This window comes from Pseudomonas sp. AP3_22 TE3818, assembly GCF_053628995.1.
The window spans coordinates 3,568,248-3,589,508 of record NZ_JBRJHL010000001.1; the positions used below are offsets into that span (position 1 = coordinate 3,568,248).

16 protein-coding genes and 1 pseudogene are annotated in these 21,261 nt (G+C 60.0%); 15 read left to right on the forward strand and 2 right to left on the reverse strand.

Translation table 11 applies throughout. The features are described 5' to 3' along the window. Positions 1-8 precede the first annotated feature (8 nt). The 15 genes and pseudogenes from AB7M25_RS16150 to AB7M25_RS16220 all read left to right on the forward strand — a co-directional run bounded on the left by AB7M25_RS16150 (position 9) and on the right by AB7M25_RS16220 (position 18,129). Positions 9-509, forward strand: a complete 501-nt coding sequence (locus AB7M25_RS16150; protein WP_429385370.1) for an outer membrane beta-barrel protein — start codon at positions 9-11, stop codon at positions 507-509. A 911-nt stretch (positions 510-1,420) separates the two neighbouring features. Continuing rightward, positions 1,421-1,939: a transcription/translation regulatory transformer protein RfaH gene (gene rfaH / locus AB7M25_RS16155; protein WP_429561672.1), complete on the forward strand. Its 519-nt coding sequence runs from the start codon at positions 1,421-1,423 to the stop codon at positions 1,937-1,939. A 52-nt stretch (positions 1,940-1,991) separates the two neighbouring features. After that, complete coding sequence (locus AB7M25_RS16160; protein ID WP_429518112.1) at positions 1,992-3,152, forward strand: outer membrane beta-barrel protein; 1,161 nt, start codon at positions 1,992-1,994, stop codon at positions 3,150-3,152. Positions 3,153-3,164: 12 nt separating this feature from the next. Then, positions 3,165-3,698 (forward strand): polysaccharide biosynthesis/export family protein, encoded by a 534-nt coding sequence (locus AB7M25_RS16165; RefSeq protein ID WP_429385375.1) that lies wholly within the window; start codon positions 3,165-3,167, stop codon positions 3,696-3,698. Between the two features lie 2 nt (positions 3,699-3,700). Then, positions 3,701-6,017, forward strand: a pseudogene (locus AB7M25_RS16170) (GumC family protein). A 118-nt stretch (positions 6,018-6,135) separates the two neighbouring features. After that, complete coding sequence (locus tag AB7M25_RS16175) at positions 6,136-7,527, forward strand: undecaprenyl-phosphate glucose phosphotransferase (protein ID WP_454237625.1); 1,392 nt, start codon at positions 6,136-6,138, stop codon at positions 7,525-7,527. A gap of 47 nt (positions 7,528-7,574) precedes the next feature. Further along, positions 7,575-8,936 (forward strand): UDP-glucose dehydrogenase family protein, encoded by a 1,362-nt coding sequence (locus AB7M25_RS16180; protein WP_454237626.1) that lies wholly within the window; start codon positions 7,575-7,577, stop codon positions 8,934-8,936. Beyond that, positions 8,933-9,640 carry a WecB/TagA/CpsF family glycosyltransferase gene (locus AB7M25_RS16185; protein WP_429385383.1) on the forward strand — a complete coding sequence of 236 codons (708 nt, stop codon included), beginning with the start codon at positions 8,933-8,935 and terminating at the stop codon, positions 9,638-9,640. The genes AB7M25_RS16180 and AB7M25_RS16185 overlap by 4 nt, the downstream gene beginning before the upstream one ends. 16 nt (positions 9,641-9,656) lie before the next feature. Further along, positions 9,657-10,727 carry a glycosyltransferase gene (locus AB7M25_RS16190; RefSeq protein ID WP_429385385.1) on the forward strand — a complete coding sequence of 357 codons (1,071 nt, stop codon included), beginning with the start codon at positions 9,657-9,659 and terminating at the stop codon, positions 10,725-10,727. Continuing rightward, positions 10,724-11,836, forward strand: coding sequence for a glycosyltransferase (locus tag AB7M25_RS16195; RefSeq protein ID WP_454237627.1), 1,113 nt, complete (start codon positions 10,724-10,726; stop codon positions 11,834-11,836). The genes AB7M25_RS16190 and AB7M25_RS16195 overlap by 4 nt, the downstream gene beginning before the upstream one ends. Next, the gene (locus AB7M25_RS16200; RefSeq protein ID WP_429385389.1) at positions 11,833-13,152 is read left to right on the forward strand and encodes an O-antigen ligase family protein; all 1,320 of its coding nucleotides are present in this window, start codon (positions 11,833-11,835) and stop codon (positions 13,150-13,152) included. Before AB7M25_RS16195 ends, AB7M25_RS16200 begins: the two co-directional genes overlap by 4 nt. Continuing rightward, positions 13,146-14,099 (forward strand): glycosyltransferase family 2 protein, encoded by a 954-nt coding sequence (locus AB7M25_RS16205; RefSeq protein ID WP_429561669.1) that lies wholly within the window; start codon positions 13,146-13,148, stop codon positions 14,097-14,099. The genes AB7M25_RS16200 and AB7M25_RS16205 overlap by 7 nt, the downstream gene beginning before the upstream one ends. Before the next feature lie 13 nt (positions 14,100-14,112). After that, positions 14,113-15,531: an oligosaccharide flippase family protein gene (locus tag AB7M25_RS16210; protein WP_429518101.1), complete on the forward strand. Its 1,419-nt coding sequence runs from the start codon at positions 14,113-14,115 to the stop codon at positions 15,529-15,531. 30 nt (positions 15,532-15,561) lie between these two features. Next, positions 15,562-16,614 carry a UDP-glucose 4-epimerase GalE gene (galE, locus tag AB7M25_RS16215; RefSeq protein ID WP_454237628.1) on the forward strand — a complete coding sequence of 351 codons (1,053 nt, stop codon included), beginning with the start codon at positions 15,562-15,564 and terminating at the stop codon, positions 16,612-16,614. Positions 16,615-16,653: 39 nt separating this feature from the next. Then, positions 16,654-18,129 carry a LamG domain-containing protein; glycoside hydrolase family 16 protein gene (locus AB7M25_RS16220; protein ID WP_454237629.1) on the forward strand — a complete coding sequence of 492 codons (1,476 nt, stop codon included), beginning with the start codon at positions 16,654-16,656 and terminating at the stop codon, positions 18,127-18,129. Between the two features lie 30 nt (positions 18,130-18,159). On the opposite strand, the gene AB7M25_RS16225 is transcribed toward AB7M25_RS16220, so the two are convergent. Both AB7M25_RS16225 and AB7M25_RS16230 read right to left on the reverse strand, forming a co-directional pair. Continuing rightward, on the reverse strand, positions 18,160-19,770 hold the full coding sequence (locus AB7M25_RS16225) for a mechanosensitive ion channel family protein (protein ID WP_429385398.1): 1,611 nt from the start codon (positions 19,768-19,770) through the stop codon (positions 18,160-18,162). Between the two features lie 1,001 nt (positions 19,771-20,771). Beyond that, entirely contained in the window at positions 20,772-21,227 is a 456-nt protein-coding gene (locus AB7M25_RS16230; protein ID WP_104448227.1) for a YMGG-like glycine zipper-containing protein, read from the reverse strand. Positions 21,228-21,261: the final 34 nt, after the last annotated feature.

Below are 21,261 nucleotides of genomic sequence, written 5' to 3' on the forward strand. Positions count from 1 at the left end.
CACTACACATGCTACTTCGAAACCTTGGCTTCGCTTCACTGCTATCGCTGCTGTCTTTCCAGGCGCTCGCTGATGACAAAGGTTTGTATCTTGGAGCTGGCGTAAGCAACATCCAGACCGACGAATCCCGACTGGACGACGAGGACACCAGCTACAAAGTTTATGCAGGCTATCGCCTCAACAGCTACCTGGCCTTCGAAGGTGCCTACGTCGACCTCGGTCAATTCAAGGACAAGAATATCGATTTCGACGGCAAGTCGGTTCAGGCTGCCGCCCATGTCGGCTTTCCGCTGGGTGATCGGTTGCGGGTATTCGGCAGTGTCGGTGCTCACGCCTGGGACGCCGACGGCAATGCCACCGACGACGATACCGGGGTTGACCTGACCTACGGTGCCGGCGTGGAGTTCGATGTCTTTCGCAACATCGGCCTGCGCGCTGAATACGAAGTCCTGGAGGTCGGAGAGATCGACCTGAATCAGACGACTGCATCCGCCTATATGCTTTTTTAACACCGCTGCAACTGAGCGACCTTGCCGGTCGCTCAACGCACTCTGCGCAACGCTCGTCCCCCGCCGCCCAACCTGGCCCTCGCTATTACTTCGCACACTCTGCGGCGCATGATGTATCAAGACTCTTGTAACTACAGCGTGTAAAGAAATAGCGACACACCCAAGTTCTGACGCATTTCAAAGAGCCATCAAACAGCAACCACCCCTGAACGAATGAAACATTATGGGGCTCTTATGCAACCCACTTATAAGCCATGCACCAATAGCGCGCCAAGCGTGCAAAATATTATCATTCGCAACTAGTAATTACTAACAAATACACTATCGTCTCCCAACTAAGCAATGCACTCACCTTCCGCTGACCCTGGACGTCAGCGAAAGTTTAATTTTTCCGACAGAATACATTTTACCTTTAAAAACAATCGATTAGTAGCAGCATACTCACAAACAGATAAAAGGTATGCTTTTTGACTTCTTATGTTTTGACAGACCGCTTAGAGAGGCCGATAACTATATACCGCCCCACATGGATACTTCGTGAGTACAGCGAAACTATATCTCCGAAGAGTCCGGGCAACACGTGAAACACACCTTTGCATACAGGACGCCAAGTGCGGACCGTGCGGTAGCTTTGAGCCAGAGAAAGTTGCAGGGTTCTTGTTCCACACACGACCCTACATACACCCCGCCAAACTGCCTCACACTTGAAACACATATACGTTCACTTCTGAAACACATATACGCTCACTTCTGAAACACATAAAGCCAGCAATAAAAAACATGATGCTTTTTGGAATGAATTCTTATAAGGCCCGATAGGCCAACTACCTACTAGCCAGCACGACGGAGTCTCCTCCCCTCTTCTCGGGTCTGTCGTGCTCAACACCAAGCTATGTACGGAGCTCTCCAGAATGCTGACTAATAGCCCCAACGGCACTCATTGGTATCTACTGCAATGCAAACCCCGTCAGGACGAAAGAGCCCAGCTCAACCTGTTGCAACAAGACTACGTCACGTTTCGCCCTGAACATGTGAGTGAACGCCTGGTTCGCGGCAAGCGCCACCGGATGCTGGAGTCCCTGTTTCCAGGGTACCTCTTCATCCAGTTGAGTCCCCATGATCACTGGGCGCCCATACGCTCTACTCGCGGCGTCAGCCGTATCGTTGAATTCAACCATGTCCCCGCAGAGGTGTCCGACGAGATCATCGAGCACTTGCGCGTGCGCAGCCTTCAATCGCTGGATCAATTGCGAACCTGCACGACAATCGAGCCCGGGGAAATGCTGCAAATCGTCCACGGCCCGCTGGCGCCGCTCGAAGGTGTGTTCCTGTCTATGCTCGGCGCCGAACGGGTCATGCTCCTGCTACAGTTCTTGAACCGACAGCAGCATGTCTGCGTCCCGCTCAGTTATCTCGAGCGCCAACGGTAGCAACAACAAAACCAACAACAGCCTGGCTTGTTCACCTTTCGGGAATAACAACATGCCCCTCAACTCGCGCGGCCCTTTTGCTTTTCTCCTGGCCTCCCTGTATCCCGGCATTGCCTGGAGTATTGTCCCGCAATCCATTGATGTTTACGGATTCCAGTTCATCCCCACCTTCGGCTTGACGGAAAGTTACGACGACAACATTCGGGAGGTCGAGCACAACGTCCAGTCCTCGATGGTGACCAGGATTGCGCCCTCCTTCGAACTCAAGGCTGAAGACCGCAACAGCGCCACCCGCATCATCTGGCAACCGACACGCTACATTTATCATTCGGAGTCCGATGCATCGAGCACCTCGCAGCGCCTGCGCGCCGACAGCATCATGGAATTCACCGACCGCCACCGCCTGAAGCTCGAGGCCGAGTACCGCAAGTTCGAGCGCACGACCGACACCGCCGTTACCGGCGTCAACGACAAGATCAATAACAAACGCGTGGGGGGCGTCTATACCTACGGCGCCAAAAGCGCCGCCAACCAGATAGACGTCGGCGCCAACTACGCGCAACTGCGCTACGACAATGCCGACGGCATCAACGACGACAAAGAACGCAACACCACCGGTTTGACCACGACCTGGTATCACCGCATCGGCAGCAAGACCCGTGGCTTGCTGGAATACGACCACACCCGTTTCGACTACTTGCAGTCCAACAGCCCGCGCAGCAGTAAATCCGACGCGCTGCTGGCCGGTGCAGAGTGGGACATCACAGCACGCACGACCGGCAAGGTCCGTATCGGTTATGAGCGCAAGAACTTCGATGAAAGCACGTCCAAGGACCTGGACAATCCGACCTGGCAAATCGATCTGCAGTGGAAACCCCGCACCTATTCGACCTTCACTTTCCTCGCCCGTCAGGCCCTGGCCGAAGGTGACGATGGTTCCGACGCCGTCAAGGCAACCTTCACCCAGATTGGCTGGCGCCACGGCTGGACCGAACGGATCACCACAGTCGCACAGGCCGGTTACGGGCACAAAGTCTACGAGGGTGAAAACCGCACCGACAAGCTTCAAGAATACAACCTTGCGGTGATCTACCAGATGCGTCGCTGGCTGGACATCGAGCTGGGTTATCGATTGCGCGATAACGACTCCGATGCCGACAACGAAAGCTTCTTGCGCAATGTGTTTCAACTCGGTTTCAACGTCAGCCTGTAGGAGGACATGCATATGAACCCGCGCCTGTTTGGTTTGTTGTTATGGCTGTTGCTCGCTCCCCTCTCCTATGCAGCAGACCCCATCACCGATTACAAACTGGCCGCCGGTGATGTGTTGCGCATCACCGTGTTCGGGGAGCCCGAATTGAGCATCAAGAAAGTCCGACTCAATGATGCCGGGACGTTTTCCTACCCGTTCCTGGGTGAAATCGTCGCCAAGGGCCTGACCCCGAACCAGGTTGAGAGAAAGATCGTCGACGGGCTCAAACAAGGCTACCTGATCGACCCGAAAGTCAGCATCAGCCAGATCGAATACCGCCCCTTCTACATCAATGGCGAAGTGCAGAAGCCCGGCAGCTACGCCTTCGTGCCCGGCCTGACCCTGGAAAAAGCCATTGCCCTGGGCGGCGGCCTGACCGAACGCGCCTCGATGAAACGCGTGACTATCCTGCGCGGCGACGGCGGCCCACCGATTGAAGACAACATTTCCAGGACCACCGCCATATCCCCCGGTGACACCATTTCCATTGCACAAGGCTTTTTCTAATCATGGACAATAGCCCTAGCACCTACGTCGAACGTCCGCTCCAGGCGCATCTGCATCCGCAGCACGGCGAAGAGTCGGACACCATTGATCTGCTCAAACTGTGGAGAGTCATCTGGCACGCCAAATGGAACATCGCCTGGTTTGTGGTGCTTTGTTGCGCCCTTGCGGTGGCGGTATTGTCCTTCATCACGCCCCAGTACCTGGGCAGCACCACGCTGCTGATCAAGGAAAAGACCCCACCGGTGCTGACCTTCCAGCAAGTCTCCGACTCCGGCGCATCGACGACCGCAGACTATCTGCAAACCCAACAAGCGCTCCTGCAATCGCGGGATCTGGCGGAACGGGTCGTGAAGAAACTCAGTCTCACCACCCACCCGGTGACCGATCCGCGCCAGCAAACGCAAGCCTGGTTCAAGCCTCGTCAATGGTTGAGCGATCTCAATGCCGGTCAATGGCTGCCCTGGCTGGCCTATTTGCCCCCGGAGAAACCCGCGCCCACGGAACAGGACATATTCAATGACGTCACGCAGAACCTCATGCTGCACACCACGGTCAAGTTTGTCGGCAAGAGCCAACTGATCGAAATTGCCGTCGAGTTACCCGACCCTGATCTCGCGGCGGCGGCGGCCAACGCGCTGGCCCTGGGTTACATCGACAGCCAGCTCGACACCAGCCTGAAGTCATCGCAAACCACCACCAACTGGATGAACACCCGCCTGGTCGAGTTACGCAGCAACCTGCGCGCCGCCGAGGACAAACTGCAAGCTTATCGGGAAGAGCAAGGCCTGGTGGACGTCGACGGCGTGGCAACGATCAGCGCCAACGAACTGCAAATGACCGGAAACCGCATGATCGATGCACGGCGCAATCGCGCGGAAGCCGAAAGCCAGTTCCGCCAGGCCCAGTCGTTGAGCAACGGCGACATGAGCCGGTTGTCCAGTGTGCCGGCGGTATTGAGCAACCCGTTGATCCAGCAGTTTCAGGCGGAGGTGGCCAAGGCCCAAGCCAAGGTCGAGGAGCTTTCCGGACGATATGGTTCCAAACACCCGGCGTTGATCTCCGCTCAATCGGAGTTGCGTACGGCGCAAACCAGCTTGCGCCTGCAAGTGCAGCAAGTGGTGGCCGGCATCGAGCGACAGTATCAACTGGCGGTGGCCAGCGAAGGTGCCCTGCAGAAATCCTTCAACTCCAACAAGGCGCAGATCCAGAACATTTCACGTAAAGAGTTCCAACTGCGCGAGTATCAACGGGAAGTCGACAGCTCCCGTGCTCTGTACGAAACGTTCGTGACTCGCCTGAAGGAAACCTCCGCCACCTCCGACATGGACTCTGCCAAGGCCCGCGTCGTCGACCCGGCAATCACCCCGATGGAACCCAGCAAGCCGCATAAAACCCTGATTGTGGCCATTGTCGCGGTGGTTGCGTCGATCATCGGCGTTGCGCTGGCCTTCCTGTTCGAAACCCTGAGCAATACCTTCAGGACCGACGACAGCATCGAAAGCATTCTCAACGTGCCGGTGCTCAGCGTGGTGCCGCTGGTCATGAAAAAAAGTCGCCGGCAACTGGCACGGCTGTTCGAAGACAACGACAACCCGCGGTTCTCTGAAACCATTCGCAATCTGCGAACCTGGCTGATGCTGCAAAGCACCGAGGAGCCTTCGCAGGTGGTGTTGATCACCTCGACCGTACCGGGAGAGGGCAAAAGCACCATCGCCAATAACCTCGCCTCCTCGCTGGCGCCACTGGAACGGGTGCTGTTGATCGATGCCGATTTGCGCCAGCCGACCTTGTCGCTGAACTTCGACTTTCCGCCGGACAGCCCGGGATTCTCCAACGTGATCGCCGGGACCGCCCGCCTCGAAGACTGCATTCGCACCGTGGGCAATCTGGACATGCTACCGGCCGGGAGTGTCTCATCGCCCTCGCTGGACCTGTTCGACACCCCTCGCCTGCCTTCGCCGAACGATCCGCTCGATACGCTGCGCCAGCCCCCCGCGCAGGATCTGCTCAGTTCGCCGCGGGTGGCACGCATGCTCGACGTGCTCAAGTCGCGCTACGCGGCACATCGTCATCGATTCTCCACCCGCCGAGATGGTCAGTGATGCGCTATTGCTGGCCAAGCATTCCGATGCAGTGATCTATGTGGTGAAAGCCGAGAGCACGTCGATCGACCAGGTACAGAAAAGCCTGGCGATGCTGCAACAGAGCCATGCGCCGGTGTTTGGCGTGGTGCTCAACCAGGTCGACCTGCGCAAGGCGCGCAAGTACGACCACAGCCACTCCAAATCCTTCTACGACTATGACTTCGCCCCCCGGTAAGCCCCGCGATAACAACGGGCAGCAGCCGTAGCTGCGCGACCTCATCCCCCATGTGCGCATCGAAGCCGGGCCGTCCGATCCGGCTTCCAATGACGCCCCATGTCCGGAGATTGAGCCGATGACTCCGATCTATACCGCTCAAATGGCGCACCGCCGGGGCGTGACCTTCTGGGGCCAGTGGTTGAGTGCGATCACCCTGGTCAACCTGTTGCTGATTCTGCTGGTACAGATGCGCGTCGGCAGCCTGACCCCCGAGTACCGCGTCCTGATCATTCTGACCGTCCTCGGTTCGGTGCCGATCTACAGCCTCATGCAGGTCTACCACAAGCGACATGGCCTGTTGGTCGGGCTCAGTCGCCTGCTGGCCGGCTGGCTGATCCTGCTGGCGGTGTTGATCAGCATTGCCTTCGTCACCCAGACCAGCGCCTTGTTCTCGCGACAGGTCATCATTGTCTGGGCCTTCGCCGGGTTCCTCGTCCAGGCAGCCAGTTTCCTGCCCTTGCACTACTTTGCCCGGCTGTATGCGCGGATGGTTTTCTATGAACGCCGCTCGGTAATCATTGGCACCTGTCCGACCGCCCATGAGCTGGCCAAAAAACTGTCCAGGCCCAATTGCGCATTGCTGCTGGGGTTCATTGCCACCAAAGAACACCATGGCCCTGCCCCCAGCACTCTGCCACTGCTGGGTCACGTCGATGAATTGCGGGAACTGATCACGCGCCTGGAAGTGCGCCGGGTCTATATCGTGTTGCCGATGGCGCAAGCCGCCACCATCGAGGCGTTGTACATCGACTTGCTGGACATGAACGTCGACGTGGTCTGGATTCCCGATTTCGGCGGCATGGTATTGCTCAACCACTCGATCTCGGAGATCGAGCGAATGCCCGCCATCTATCTAAACGAAAGCCTGCTCACGTCCCACCCCGGCAGCCTGTTTTGCAAAGACCTGCTCGAACGCAGCCTGGCCGCCGTGGCTCTGATATTGCTCGGCCCGTTGCTGTTGTGTGTGGCGCTGGCGGTCAAGCTGACATCACCGGGGCCGGTGTTGTTCAAGCAGAACCGCCACGGCTGCGACGGCCAGGTGATCACGGTGTGGAAGTTCCGATCGATGCGCGTTCACGATGACTGCGAGGTCCGCCAGGCCACCCGCGACGACGACCGTGTCACACCGCTGGGACGCTTCCTGCGTCGCAGTTCCATCGATGAACTGCCGCAACTGTTCAACGTGCTGTTCGGGCAAATGGCCCTGGTCGGCCCGCGCCCGCATGCGGTCACGCACAACATCTATTACACCGGCAAAGTCCGCGCCTACATGGCCCGTCATCGTCTCAAGCCGGGCATCACGGGGCTGGCGCAGATCACCGGCCACCGGGGCGAAACCGAAACCCTGGAAAAGATGCAGCTGCGGGTCGCCCAGGACCTGAACTACATCAACCAGTGGTCGCTGTGGCTGGACATCAAGATTCTGCTCAAGACGCCCTTCACTTTGTTCTCGAAAAACATCTACTGACCTCGTGCCCGGTCCTGGATCGGTCCCACGAAACCTGAGGGTTTGCCATGAATGTGAGTGTGTTTGGCATTGGCTATGTAGGACTTGTACAAGGTGCGGCGCTGGCCGAGGTCGGTCACACCGTGATGTGCGTGGACGTCGACGCCGACAAGGTCCAGGCGTTGAATGAAGGCACGCTGCCCATTTATGAGCCGGGTCTGGATGCCCTGGTTCGGGACAATCATAAAAGCGGTCGCCTGCAGTTCAGCACCGACCTCGCCGGTGCCGTGCAGCATGGTGATGTGCAGTTGATCGCCGTCGGTACGCCGCCCGACGAAGACGGCTCGGCCGATTTGCAATACGTCCTGAGCGTGGCCCAGACCATTGGTTTACACATGCGGCGCCATCAAACCATCGTCGACAAATCCACCGTACCGGTGGGCACGGGCGATCTGGTGCGGGCGCGCATCGCCCAGGTGCTGGCCGACAACAATCGCAGCGACCTGACGTTCGACGTGGTCTCCAATCCGGAGTTTCTCAAGGAAGGTTGCGCGGTAGAAGACTGCATGCGCCCGGACCGCATCATCATCGGCACCGACAGCCCCTGCGCTGAAGAGGTCATGCGCGAGTTGTACGAGCCCTTCAATCGCAATCGCGAAAAAATCATCGTGATGGACATCCGCAGCGCCGAACTGACCAAGTACGCCGCCAACTGCATGCTGGCGACCAAGATCAGCTTCATGAACGAAATGGCCAATCTCGCCGAGCGACTGGGCGCCGATATCGAGATGGTCCGCCACGGCATTGGTTCGGACCCGCGCATCGGGTACCAATTCATATACCCCGGTGTCGGCTACGGCGGCTCGTGCTTCCCCAAGGACGTGAAGGCGCTGATCCATACCGCCAACAGCCTCGACTTTGATGCACGCGTGCTCAAGGCCGTGGAATCACGCAACAACGAACAGAAAACCACGCTGTTCCACAAGATCCATGCGCATTTCAACGGCGCGCTGCACGGCAAGACCTTCGCCCTGTGGGGCCTGAGCTTCAAGCCCAACACCGACGACATGCGCGATGCGCCCAGCCGTGTGCTGATGGAGGCCTTGTGGCGAGCCGGAGCCAGCGTTCAGGCGTTCGACCCCAAAGCCATGGAAGAAACCCAGCGCCTGTACGGCGCCCGGGATGACCTGACCCTGGCCGGCACCAAGGAAGCGGCGCTGAAAAATGCCGATGCGCTGGTCATCGTTACCGAATGGCAAGCCTTCCGTGCACCGGACTTCGAACTGCTGGCCACACAACTCAAGCAACCGCTGATCTTCGACGGGCGCAACCTGTACGACCCGCAGCGCCTGAGCAAACGCGGCTTCACCTATGTGTCGGTGGGCCGCCCGCCCCCTTCACCACTGATGCCACCGGGAGACAGGCCATGATTCACCTGGATTTGATCGGCCAGTATTCGCCGGCCATGCTCGAGACCAACAAGGTGTTTTCCTTTATCAACTTCGCGTCGATCGGCAGCTTTTTCCAGCACCCGCCTGACGCCATTGCCTACTTTTGCGACGGCATGCTGATGTCGAGTTTCATGTCGCAAGTCACCGGACGAACCATCGAGCGGGTCAGTTTCGACTTCACTTCGATTGCCGGCCCCGTATTCAGCGATGCCGAAAAACAGGGCAAGCGGGTGTACATCGTCGGCGCCACGCAAAACGAACTGGAACTGTTCATCTGCAAATTGCACGCTCGCTACCCACGGCTGCCGATTGCCGGTTACCACAACGGTTACTTCGATGCCCCTCAGCTGTCGGCAATCCAGGCGGACATTCGCCTGGGTCGTGCCAACGTCCTGATCGTGGGCCTGGGCGCCGGCTTGCAGGAGCGCTTCGCGCTAAGCGCACTGAATGCCGGCTTCACCGGTGTGGCGTTTACCTGCGGCGGTTTTATTCGCCAGGAAGCCATGGCCAACGGTGTCTATTACCCCGAGGCAATCAATCGTCTGCACTTGCGAGCCTTCTATCGCATGTACCGCGAGCCGCACACGATCAGGCGCTACGCGATCGACTACCCGAAAAACTTTTTGCAACTGGCGGCGATGATCCTGCGCCACAAAGTCGCGATCAACATCACTGCGCCCTGAGCGCCGGAGAATGGCCATGCACATTATGTTCACTCTCAAGGATTTCAAGCTCGGTGGCGGTGTCGAGCGCGTCCAGCAACTCTTGGCCGGGCAGTTTCTCAAGGATGGGCAGCGCGTGAGTTTTTTCGTCATGAACGGCGAAACAGCGGATGTAGAGGGCGCGCAAATCATCGGCGGCGGCGGTACCGGACTCCTGGGCCTGATCAAGTCGATTGTGCTGCTGCGCAGGATCATTCGCCATGAAGGCGTGACTCACCTGATCAGCGCCAAGGAGCAAGCCAACCTCTGTACCTGGGTTGCCACCCTCGGCAGCCGTTGCCAGGTCATCTACACCCGGCACACGGCCCTCGATTGCGCGGAACAGAAAACCGGTGTGCACAGCCTGCGCCTGCTCTATGCCTTGTACCTGTGTGGCAGCGGCAAAGTCGTGACGGTGTCCCAAGGCCTGCATCAAACCATTGCCCGTCTGATGCCCTGGGGACGCGAACGCATCCGCTACTGCCCCAATGCGGTGGTCAACGAGCAACTGCACATCGCCTCTCGGGCGCCACTGCCCAAGGACATGCCCCATGACTACTGGATCGGCGTGGGCCGCCTGGTCGAGCTCAAGGGTTTTCATTTGTTGCTCCAGGCCTATGCCCTGGTGATCCACAACCCGGACGTTCCCGACCTGGTGATTGTCGGTGACGGCCCGCAGCGCGAGGCACTGACCGCTCAGGCGCGGCAACTGGGCATCGCCGACCGGGTGCACTTTACCGGCCACCTGCAAAACCCCTACCCGCAGATCCGCCATGCACGTCTGTTGATCCTCAGCTCTCTTTCCGAAGGTCAGCCCACCGTGTTGATCGAGGCGATGGCACTCGGTACACCCGTGCTCGCCAGCGACTGTCCCACCGGCCCCCGGGAGCTGCTTGATAATGGGCGACTGGGTCAACTGGTGAAAGTCAACGATGTGCCAGACCTGGCGCAAGCGCTACAGCAAAGCCTGTATCTCAGGGCGCACAGCGCAAGATCGATGACCCGCACCGTGCGTCCGTACACCAGCGTGCACGCCGCGCACGCCTACTACGCGGTGTGGGCTCAATGAAACGCCTGCTGATCATCCTGCACGACCTCGGGGCAGGCGGGGCCGAGAAAATGATGGCGCGCCTGGCCGGTGCGCTGGTCGACGCCGGCAATGACGTGACATTGCTGATGCTCACGGGTGGCGGAGTCAACGTGGCGCTCGTCGACCCTCGGGTCAAACAGGTGGAATTGCGCAGCGCCCGCAGCGCCAGCGCGGTGCCGGCGCTGGCCAGTTTTCTGCGCCAGAACCACTTCGACGCACAACTGGCCGCCCTCACCCACGTCAACGTGGTGGCCATTGCCGCCGCTGCACTGTCGGGGACGCTGGCACGGTTGCACGTCAGCGAGCGCAATGCGTTTTCCCGGGATAAACACGTCAATTCTTCAATACGCGTACGCCTGGCCTATTGGTTGGCACCGCTGCTGTATCGGCTGATCCCCAACCCGGTGATTTGCGTCTCGCGCGGCGTGGCCCAGGACCTGGTCGAAACCACGGTTGCCCGCATGCAGGACGTCACCATTGCCGACAATCCGGTACTGGACAATGACTTTCGCGACAAACCACCGGGCTGCCCGACGCATCGCTGGCTTCAGGAAAAGACCTCCCCGGTGATTGTCGCCGTGGGACGCCTGGCACCGCAGAAGGGTTTTGACACCCTGATCGAGGCGTTTGCCCGGCTACCGGTTCGCAACGCCCGGCTGATCATTTTCGGCGAGGGCGCGCTCAGGGACGACCTGCTGGCACAAGCCGCGCGCCTCGGCGTGGCGGACCGTTTCGATTTGCCGGGTTATGCCGACGACCCCATGGCCCAAGTGGCCGCCGCCGATTGTTTTGTCCTGTCGTCGCGTTTCGAGGGCAGCCCCAACGCCCTGGTCGAAGCCCTGTCCACCGGCACGCCGGTGGTCTCGACCCGCTGCCCCTATGGCCCGCAAGACATTCTCGAAGACGGCGCAGTGGCGCCGCTGGTGAGCGTCGATGACCCGCAAGCGCTGGCCCAGGCCATCGGCATCGAACTGGCCCAGCCAAGGGGGCGGCACCGCCAGACACGCATTGATGCCGCCGCACGGTTCATGAGCAGCCGCGCCGTGCAGACCTACCTCGCCGCACTGCTTGGGAGGCAGTCGTCATGAACAAGCTGGAAGTCAGGTTTTCTACGCTGCGCGATGCCTTCACACTGTTTGGCCTGCTGTTTTACTTCCAGGTGACGTCGTTTTTTCTCGGCCTGGGCAATGCGGTCGACATCGACGATGTCGCAAAAGACCTCGAAGGCAACGTGCTCAACCAGGTGTGCGGCCTGATCACCTTGCTGGTGCCGTTGTTCCTGTTCATGCGCCACAAGGTGTTCCTGAGCAAAAGCTTTTACCGCGGCAACTTCTTTTTGCTGGCGTTCCTGATCTGCGTGGCGGCGTCGATCTTCTGGTCTGACGATCCGATGCTGAGCTTCAAGCGCTATATCGCGATGATCAGTGTGGTGTGCTTCGCAGGGTTCATTGTCTACAACTACCGCATCGAAAGAATCGCCTTCATGCTCGGTTGTCTCATCGGTGCCATAGCCTTGATGGGGCTGATTTTTGCCGTGATCAGACCCGATATCGCCTTCATCGCCGGCGGTATTCGCGACGGGGCCTTCAAAGGGATCTTTGCCGAGAAAAACGCCGGCGCGCGGATCAATGCCATCGGCATCCTGTTGCTGCTGCCGACGATCAGGCAACGCAACCCGTTGGCCATCCTGTATGCACTGTTCTCGCTGATAGCCATCGGCCTGGCGCAGTCCGCCACCGCGATTGCCTTGATCGTGGCCGGCGCGGCGAGCTACTGGTACTTCCTGACCCTGGTGCGGTTGCGCATCAATCGTTCGATGATGGCGTTCTTTGGCGCCACACTGGTGTATGCCTTGATTTGCGTGTTTTTGTACGGCAACTACACCTTGTTGCTGGACCTGCTCGGACGGGACTCGTCACTCACCGACCGCACGCTGATCTGGGAACTGCTCTCGCCATTCATCGATGCCAAATTCCTCAAGGGCTACGGATACGGAGCATTCTGGGGCAGTGATGATGCCGAGATTTTCATCAAGCGCTGGGGCTACATCGGCAACGCCCACAGCGGCTACCTGGAAACCCTGCTCAACGGCGGCGTGATTCAACTGACGGCGCTGTTCCTGCTGTTTGCCCAGGCGTTGATCAAACAATACCGGTCAATCACGTCCGAACAGTCGGCCCAGGTGCGCACCTGTGCCCTGGTGATCATCGGGCTGTTCGTCATGACCAACTACGTGGCGTATGTGATTCCCAACTATCGCAGCGCCGAGTTCCTGGTGTTCTGCACCCTGGCCCTGTCGTTTCGGTCCCCTCACGCCACTCGCCCGCAACACTCCCCGGCAACTGGCAGGGCCCGCTTCCCCGGGTCGGCGAAGGCGTATCCCAAGGAGAAAACCTCGTGCTAGAGCAAAACCCCGCTTCAAGGCATTCAGTGTGCGTCGTGATCCCGATGTTCAACGGTGCCGACAGCATCGAGCAGACGCTGGCCTCGTTGACCGGCCAGACCCGGTTGCCCGATCACGTCATCGTCATCGACGATGGTTCCAGCGATGATGGGCCGCAACGGGTCAAGGATTTTGCGGCGCCGTTTCGCCTGACGCTGCTGCAGCAAGCCAATGAAGGCCCGGCCAGCGCCCGCAATCATGGCCTGCGGCACACGGAAGAAACCCTGGTGGCGTTTCTCGATGCCGATGACCAATGGCATCCGCACAAGCTCGAAAAGCAACTGGCGCTGTATGACGACCTGCTCCGCCAGGGACGGCCGGTGGGGCTGATCGACTGCAACGTGATGATTGATTACAGCGACGGCACCCGGCTTGTGGAAGATCGCTACAAGAACGGCATGCATTTCCACGATTTCATCCATTGCAACATCGTCAATGGCGTTTCCGCCGTGCTGATCCGCCGCGATCTGCTCACACAACTCGGTGGCTTCGAAACCAGCCTGCGTTATTCCGAAGACCGGATGATGTGGGCCCGGATCGCCGAACACCGGGAAATCCACACGGTGCCGCAAATACTCGTGCGGCGGACGGTCAACGACGGCAACGTCACCGCCCAGCCGAAAAAATACTACCCGCACAAGCTCAGGTTCATCGAACTGTTCCTCGCCCGTTATGGCGCACAATTGAGCCCGCAACAGCGGATCGATTTCGTGCTGGGCAACCACGCGGACTTCCTCGGTGCCTTTTCCCGCTGCGGCGAGCATGCCGAAGTGATCACCGTGTACCGGCGCATGCTGGCGCACTCCTGGCAGGCGCTGATTTTCAACCGGGGCAAACCGACCTTGCGCTACCTCTACGCGTGCGCCAGAACCCTGGGCCGGACCGCCGAGTCAACCACCGCTCATTGAACCGGGGCCCACCATGGCCAACCATCGTCTGGTTACCCTGCTCTGGATCTTCACCGAGAAATTCGGCCTGATTTTCCTGTCGATGATCACCTTTGTCGTCTACGCGAGGTTGCTCACGCCCACGGAACTGGGTGTAGGCACGGTGATCATCGCGATTGTGGAAATGGTCGGGCTGCTTTATTCATCGGTGCTGGAAGATCCACTGGTCCGGGCCGAGCGCCTGGAAGACAGGCACATCAGCACTGCGTTCTGGTTTGCCGTGCTGATCAGCCTCGCATCCATCGTCGTCATCTCGCTGGCCGCGATGCTGTACACACCCTCCCCGGCACTGCAATGGATGACGGCAGTGGCCTCGGTGAAGATTCTCTTCACCATGATGGCGCGGGTGTACGTCGTGCAAATGCGCCGCACCAGCAACTTCAAGCGACTGGCGTCGCGCACGCTGCTGGGGAAAATCGTCGGCGGCGCCGGAGGGATTGTCGTGGCGCTCTGGGGGTTCGGTCCTTGGGCAGTGATCGCGCAGGCGCTGATCATGGAATTTGTCTGCGTCGTGGTGCTGATGAACGGGGACAGGCGGCGCATCGCTTTGTGCATTGATGGGCCTTTCCTGCGGGAACTGCTCAAGACCGGAGCGCCGGTAGCCATCAACATGCTCAGCACACAAACCCTGCAACGTGGCGTCACCGTGGTACTGGGCATGACCGCCGGGGCCCATGTGGTGGGCATGTTCAACCTGGCCATGCGCATCATCGACCTGCCACGTTCGGCGATCTACAACGGTCTGATGAGCTATGCCTTGCCGGTGTTCGCCCGGCGCAGCAGTGACCCGCTGCGACTGATCGGGATCATCAGCGACTCGACGGCGATCAGCGGTTTTCTGCTCACGCCTTTTTTCCTGGGGATTGCCCTGACGGCCGAAGATATCATCCTGTTGATCTTCGGCGCCAAGTGGGCCGACGCCATTCCCATGCTGCAAGTACTGGCGATCACCGCAGCCATCGGCAACCTTGCCATGTACGCCACCACGGCACTGGTGGCGGTCAACCACACCCGCGTCACCCTCAAGGCCGAGGTGACCACTACCCTGCTCGCCCTCGCGCTGGTTTATCTGCTGGGCCCGACCTATGGCGGTATGGGCGCTGCCCTGGCCTTGCTGGTGCGCATGCTGCTTATCACGCCATTGCAGATCCGCGGGCTGAACACCGCCATCGGTTACGGCTGGGGCGCGTTCTTCGAGTCCGGCTACCGCAGCGTGATCGCCTCGCTGGTCATGGCGGTCACGGTGTTCTCGGTTTCCCCGCACCTGGCCTTGCAAGGCTTCTTGCACCTGGCCTGCAGCATCGCCATCGGTGCCCTGACCTATGCGCTGGCCTACAGCGTGCTGCACCCGCGCTGGCCACAAGAATTCAAGTTGGTTTTCACCGCCCGCTGACCCTGATTTTTTCAAACAGGAACGCCCAAAATGCATAAAACCACACTGATTACGGGCGGCGCCGGCTACATCGGTTCCCACACCGCGCTGACCCTCATCGACGCCGGCCAACACGTGCTGCTGCTGGATAACCTGAGCAACAGTTGCCACGAGTCCATAGAGCGCCTGGAGCACCTGGCCCATGCCCGGGTCGACTTCATTGAAGGCGATATCCGCGATACAGCCTTGCTCTTGAGCCTCTTCAGTCATTACGACATTGACGCGGTGGTGCATTTTGCCGGCCTCAAGTCCGTGGCCAACAGCGTGAGTCATCCCCTGGACTATTACGCCAACAACGTCGTGGGCACCCTCAACCTGTGTGCGGTCATGGCGCGCTTCAATGTGTTCAAACTGGTGTTCAGTTCTTCGGCGACGGTCTACGGCGAACCGGCGCGCACGCCCATCCTCGAGGATTCGGGCACTGGCTTTCCGGCCAGTCCCTATGGGCGTTCAAAATTGATGGTCGAACAGTTGCTGACTGACCTTGCCCTCTCCGAACCGCGCTGGAGCATCGCCCTGCTGCGCTACTTCAACCCGATTGGCGCACACGAAAGCGGGCTGCTCGGCGAAGACCCCAACGGTCGGCCAAACAACCTGTTGCCCTGCCTGACCCAAGTGGCGATCGGCCGAATCCCCGAGCTGACGGTGTTTGGCAACGACTACCCCACCGTCGACGGCACCTGCGTGCGGGACTACATCCACGTGGTCGACCTGGCCGAAGGGCATGTCAAGGCCTTGCAGGTGTTGCACGGTGAGGGCGGCGTGCACATCTGGAACCTCGGCACCGGGATCGGCTACAGCGTGCTGCAGATGATCCGCAGTTTCGAAGACGTCACCGGCGTCAGCATTCCGTTCCAGATCGCCCCGCGCCGGGCGGGCGATATCGCTCAATGTTGGGCCGATGCCAGCAAGGCCCGGCGTGACCTGGGCTGGTGCGCCCGGCGCAACCTGGCACAGATGATCGAGGACAGCTGGCGCTGGCAATCGAGCAATCCGTTCGGCTACCACCACGCTGTCGAGTTGTCAGCCACCCTGGCCAGGTGACTGCCGCGCCACTCCTCCATTGCCTTTCAGGGAGTTCACATGCTCAGGGTAAGCTGGCTGGTTATGTTGCTGGCCGCGATGGCCTGTTGTGCCCAGGCTGCGCCTTCGCTTCCGGCGACCGAGGGCCTGGTCCTGTGGCTCGATGGCGCCGATCAGTCAGCGATGTCCCTGGACCGGCAAAACCGGGTCCTGCGCTGGCTCGACAAGTCGGGCAAGTTCAACCATGCGAGCGTCGACGACCCGAACGCCACGTCGCTGCCACAGCGCATCGACGATGGGATCAATGGCAACGCCGTGGTGCGTTTCAGTGGGGTTTCGGCATTCATCGGCAAGCAAATCCGCGTGGCGAAGGGGCCGGTCACGGTGTTTCTGGTGTCACGCCGGCTGCCCGAACAGGCCGGCGGCGATACCTGGCAGCGCCAGTTCAGCTCGCGTCCGCAACTGGCCGATAACGACAACAGGGCGCCCAACTTCGCGCTCAGCGTGGAAAAGACCACGGCCTTCGAGCCGACCCTGGACTTTCTGGAACTCAATGATGTGCCCATCGGCCCCTACGCCGTCGCGCGCAACGTGGTCGGCAGCACCGAAGTCTTGCGTGGCGACGTTGCTGAAGTGCTGGTTTATGACCGGCCGCTGATCACACAACAGGAGCGCCAGGCCGTGTTCGAGTACCTGGCGAACAAATGGTCGGTCGCCATTCCCAAGCAGGCGAATGTCTGGACCCGGGTGGGTCCGCTGGGCGCCGTGCCTGCATCGACCCATGCCAGCCTGCCACTGTCGGATCAAGCCAATGCCGGGCATTGGGTGCTCGACACGCCACTGTGCGACGACTTCAACGGCGATGCCCTCGACCGTGAGCGCTGGTACGTCAACAACGGCACGGGCAGCGACTCGCTGGGACGTCGACCGGCCCTGTTCACGCCGGAAAATGCCAGCGTCGCAGACGGCAACCTCAATATCGTCTTCCGCAAGCAGACCTTGCCGGAGAAATACATCAAGTTGGGCTTCAAGGATTACACCTCGGCGATGGTGCACACCCATGACCGACGCTTGTACGGCTACTACGAGGTCCGCGCCAAACCGATGAACTCGGCCGGCTCCAGCGCGTTCTGGCTGGCGTGGACGGGGCTGCCCGAAAACGCCACTGAAATCGACATTTTCGAAATCGGCGGCAAAACCGCAAACGGTACTTTCGACCGGCTGTACAACATGAACGCCCATGTATGGGCCACGCCACAAAGCGCCGAGCATTTGGCCAATGGCAGCACCTGGACCGCACCCTGGCGCCTGGCCAGCGCTTTTCATGTCTACGGCTTCGACTGGCAACCCGACACCCTGCGCTGGTATGTCGATGGCGTGCTGGTCAGGGAATCGAAAAACACCCACTGGCACTTCCCGATGCAAATCGTGTTTGACAGCGAGGCCTTCTGGAACTGGTTCGGCGTCGTGGACGACGCCGACCTGCCTTCCACCTTCAGCGTGGACTACTTGAAGGTGTGGCAGCGGGGGCAATAACCGGGGGGCGGACTAGCGGTCAGGCGTAAATCAAGGCTCCTTCGACTCTTGCGCCGGCGCCACGTACCACTTGTCCCTGGGCACCCATTTCTCCTGTTGCGGATCACCCAGATAGTGCGGCGACATGATCTGTACGCCGTACTCGTTGAACACATCCTGGATGTTGGCGTGCAGCATGCTCAGCAGCACCGCTCGCGGCCGTGGCTGGCTGGGGATGGCCTGGGCCACCAACCGGTACTCGGGGTAGAAGTCCGACAACGCCGTCTGGAACACCTGCGGCGGTGGGGTTTCGAGGACGCCGGGCGTGCGTTTGGCGGCTTCCAGCAACATCCCTTCGACCTGCCGCCAGGGGGTGTCATAGCCAATGGTGACCACGGTGTCGACCACATAACCGGGGCCTTGTACGACCCGTGAGTAGTTCTTGGTGACCGTGCCGGTGATCATCGAGTTGGGCAAGGTCAGCACTTCGCCCAGGCCGGTACGAATGCTGGTGGTGAACATGCCCAGTTCAGTGACCGTGCCTTCGTGCTCGCCAATGCGCACGAATTCACCGGGGCGCAGGGTTCGGGTGTACGTCAGGATCAATCCGGCCGCCGCCTGTCCGACAACGCTGGAAGCACCCAGCGAGATCATCAGGCCGACCAGCACCGACAAGCCTTTGAACGCATCGGTACCGGCACCCGGCAAGTAGGGATAAGCCATGGCCAGGGCAAACAGCCAGATCGCCAGCGACGTCAGGCGCTGGGTGGGCTTCAGGGTTTCGTGGTTCAGCCAGTTGAAGGTGCCGGGCGTGGCCATGCGCCGCAGTATCCGGCGAGAGAAGGCGGTCACGCCTCGCGCAATGAAGAAGATCGCCAGCGCCACGCCGAGCCCGGGGATGGCCCCGAGAATCCCTTGCAGCAAATAGTCGGCGACTTCCAGCAGATAGTTGTTAAGGCTTTCACCCCAGGGCCGGGTGTAGGGAAAACGCGACAGGACAAACCCCAGCCACTCGTAGGTGAGCAGCAGCACGATGACCCAGCGCAGCACTTCCAACACGCGGCTGACCAATGGATAGAGGAAGCTGGCGTCGATCAGCGGAACCCGCCCGACCTTCAGGGCCTGGGTGTGTCGATGCATCAGGTCGGGCAGTTTTTTCAGCAGTTTGCGCCGTAGAAAAGCCATGGCCAGGAGCAGGCCCAGATAGATACCGGTGGCGAGCAGCGCGGCGCCCACCGACCGGAGTATCAAGTGCAGGCTGCGAGCTTCCTGGGTTTCGGCCACTACCTGACGCAGTTTTTCAGCCGCGGCTTCGGCGGCCATCTGCACCGAGTCGAATTCGGTGGCGTCGAAATCCTTGGGCGTAACGATGAAAGCGCGCCGAGAACCGAGCAGCACCATGTAGCTTGTCATGATCGGGTCGAGGGTAACCTTCAGGTCGTCGGCCTCGTCCAGCGCCTCACCGATCACCGCTTTCGCGCGTTTGACCCGCGAGGCCGGGGCTTCACCGAGGAGGGTCGCGCGAAACACCACGACACTGCGGTTGGCCACTTTCAGTTCAGCGGGCGCATCAACCACTTTTGGTGAATCCTCGGCCCACAGCTGCAACGACCAGAACAACCCGAAAACAGTGAACAATACAACGAGCAGCCTGCTCCGCATCTGTCAGATCCCTACTTCACAAATTTCTGGTCGAGTGTACGTACCGCAGCGTAGTTCACCGATGAACGGTTGTCAGATTGGTGCTTCTGTAGGAGCGAGCCTGCTCGCGATAAACCAGAGAACACCGCGGGGCACCTGCCACCCCGCGTTATCGTTGACGACCATCGCGAGCGAGCTCGCTCCTACAGGGTTTGTGTTGCGCCGGCGGCCAATGCCATCTGTAGGAGCGAGCCTGCTCGCGATAAACCAGAGAACACCGCGGGGCACCTGCCAGCCAGCGTTATCGTTGACGACCATCGCGAGCGAGCTCGCTCCTACAGGATTTGTGTTTTCGCCGGCGGCCAATGCCCTCTGTAGGAGCGAGCCTGCTCGCGATAAACCAGAGAACACCGCGGGGCACCTGCCACCCCGCGTTATCGTTGACGACCATCGCGAGCTCGCTCCTACAGGGTTTGTGTTGCGCCGGCGGCCAATGCCCTCTGTAGGAGCGAGCCTGCTCGCGATAAACCAGAGAACACCGCGGGGCAGCTGCCAGCCCGCGTTATCGTTGACGACCATCGCGAGCAAGCTCGCTCCTACAGGATTTGTGTTTTCGCCGGCGGCCAATGCCCTCTGTAGGAGCGAGCCTGCTCGCGATAAACCAGAGAACACCGCGGGGCACCTGCCACCCCGCGTTATCGTTGACGACCATCGCGAGCAAGCTCGCTCCTACAGGGTTTGTGTTGCGCCGGCGGCCAATACCATCTGTAGGAGCGAGCTTGCTCGCGATAAACCCGAGAGCACCGCGGGGCACCTGCCAGCCAGCGTTATCGTTGACGACCATCGCGAGCGAGCTCGCTCCTACAGGGTTTGTGTTGCGCCGGCGGCCAATGCCATCTGTAGGAGCGAGCTTGCTCGCGATAAACCAGAGAACACCGCGGGGCACCTGCCACCCCGCGTTATCGTTGACGACCATCGCGAGCGAGCTCGCTCCTACAGTTACGGTGTGTTCAATTCCTGATTCAAGGGTTCACCTGATACCCCTTGCCCTGCAAGCAGCTGGTGTAAGCCGACGTAGTGTTCGCCTGCGTGGTTTTCGATTGCTCCCGGCGTTCCTGGCGCTGACGTGACGCACCGACCACGGCGCCGGCCGCCGCCGTCTCCTTGGCGCGGTTCTGGCGATAGTCCTGTTTCCTGTCATCGTCGACACGATCATAAACCTCGTCATGTTGATTGCCGCGCACCTGGGCCCCAACCGCGCCAGCGGCAGCCCCGGCAGCAGCGCCCTTGACCCTCCCGCCGGAAGGCGTGGAAGCCGTCGAGGCGCTTTGGCTGGCGGCGATGCTGTTGCATTCGTTGATGTCGGCCTGGGTTTGTTGCGAACTTTGCCCTTTCATCGGCACTACCGTTTGCGCCCATCCCGGGGCGCTCAAAACCGACAAGGCGAGACACAGACTGATAGGTGAGAATTTTTTCATGATGACCTCCGGATGAACCTGGTTCACCCCCAAC

What these genes read in the sequence shown, in the direction of transcription:
- AB7M25_RS16150 (WP_429385370.1), top strand. Translation starts at nt 9, where the DNA reads ATGCTACTTCGAAACCTTGGCTTCGCTTCACTGCTATCGCTGCTGTCT.
- rfaH (WP_429561672.1), top strand. Translation starts at nt 1,421, where the DNA reads ATGCTGACTAATAGCCCCAACGGCACTCATTGGTATCTACTGCAATGC.
- AB7M25_RS16160 (WP_429518112.1), top strand. Translation starts at nt 1,992, where the DNA reads ATGCCCCTCAACTCGCGCGGCCCTTTTGCTTTTCTCCTGGCCTCCCTG.
- AB7M25_RS16165 (WP_429385375.1), top strand. Translation starts at nt 3,165, where the DNA reads ATGAACCCGCGCCTGTTTGGTTTGTTGTTATGGCTGTTGCTCGCTCCC.
- AB7M25_RS16175 (WP_454237625.1), top strand. Translation starts at nt 6,136, where the DNA reads ATGACTCCGATCTATACCGCTCAAATGGCGCACCGCCGGGGCGTGACC.
- AB7M25_RS16180 (WP_454237626.1), top strand. Translation starts at nt 7,575, where the DNA reads ATGAATGTGAGTGTGTTTGGCATTGGCTATGTAGGACTTGTACAAGGT.
- AB7M25_RS16185 (WP_429385383.1), top strand. Translation starts at nt 8,933, where the DNA reads ATGATTCACCTGGATTTGATCGGCCAGTATTCGCCGGCCATGCTCGAG.
- AB7M25_RS16190 (WP_429385385.1), top strand. Translation starts at nt 9,657, where the DNA reads ATGCACATTATGTTCACTCTCAAGGATTTCAAGCTCGGTGGCGGTGTC.
- AB7M25_RS16195 (WP_454237627.1), top strand. Translation starts at nt 10,724, where the DNA reads ATGAAACGCCTGCTGATCATCCTGCACGACCTCGGGGCAGGCGGGGCC.
- AB7M25_RS16200 (WP_429385389.1), top strand. Translation starts at nt 11,833, where the DNA reads ATGAACAAGCTGGAAGTCAGGTTTTCTACGCTGCGCGATGCCTTCACA.
- AB7M25_RS16210 (WP_429518101.1), top strand. Translation starts at nt 14,113, where the DNA reads ATGGCCAACCATCGTCTGGTTACCCTGCTCTGGATCTTCACCGAGAAA.
- galE (WP_454237628.1), top strand. Translation starts at nt 15,562, where the DNA reads ATGCATAAAACCACACTGATTACGGGCGGCGCCGGCTACATCGGTTCC.
- AB7M25_RS16220 (WP_454237629.1), top strand. Translation starts at nt 16,654, where the DNA reads ATGCTCAGGGTAAGCTGGCTGGTTATGTTGCTGGCCGCGATGGCCTGT.
- AB7M25_RS16225 (WP_429385398.1), bottom strand. Translation starts at nt 19,770, where the DNA reads ATGCGGAGCAGGCTGCTCGTTGTATTGTTCACTGTTTTCGGGTTGTTC.
- AB7M25_RS16230 (WP_104448227.1), bottom strand. Translation starts at nt 21,227, where the DNA reads ATGAAAAAATTCTCACCTATCAGTCTGTGTCTCGCCTTGTCGGTTTTG.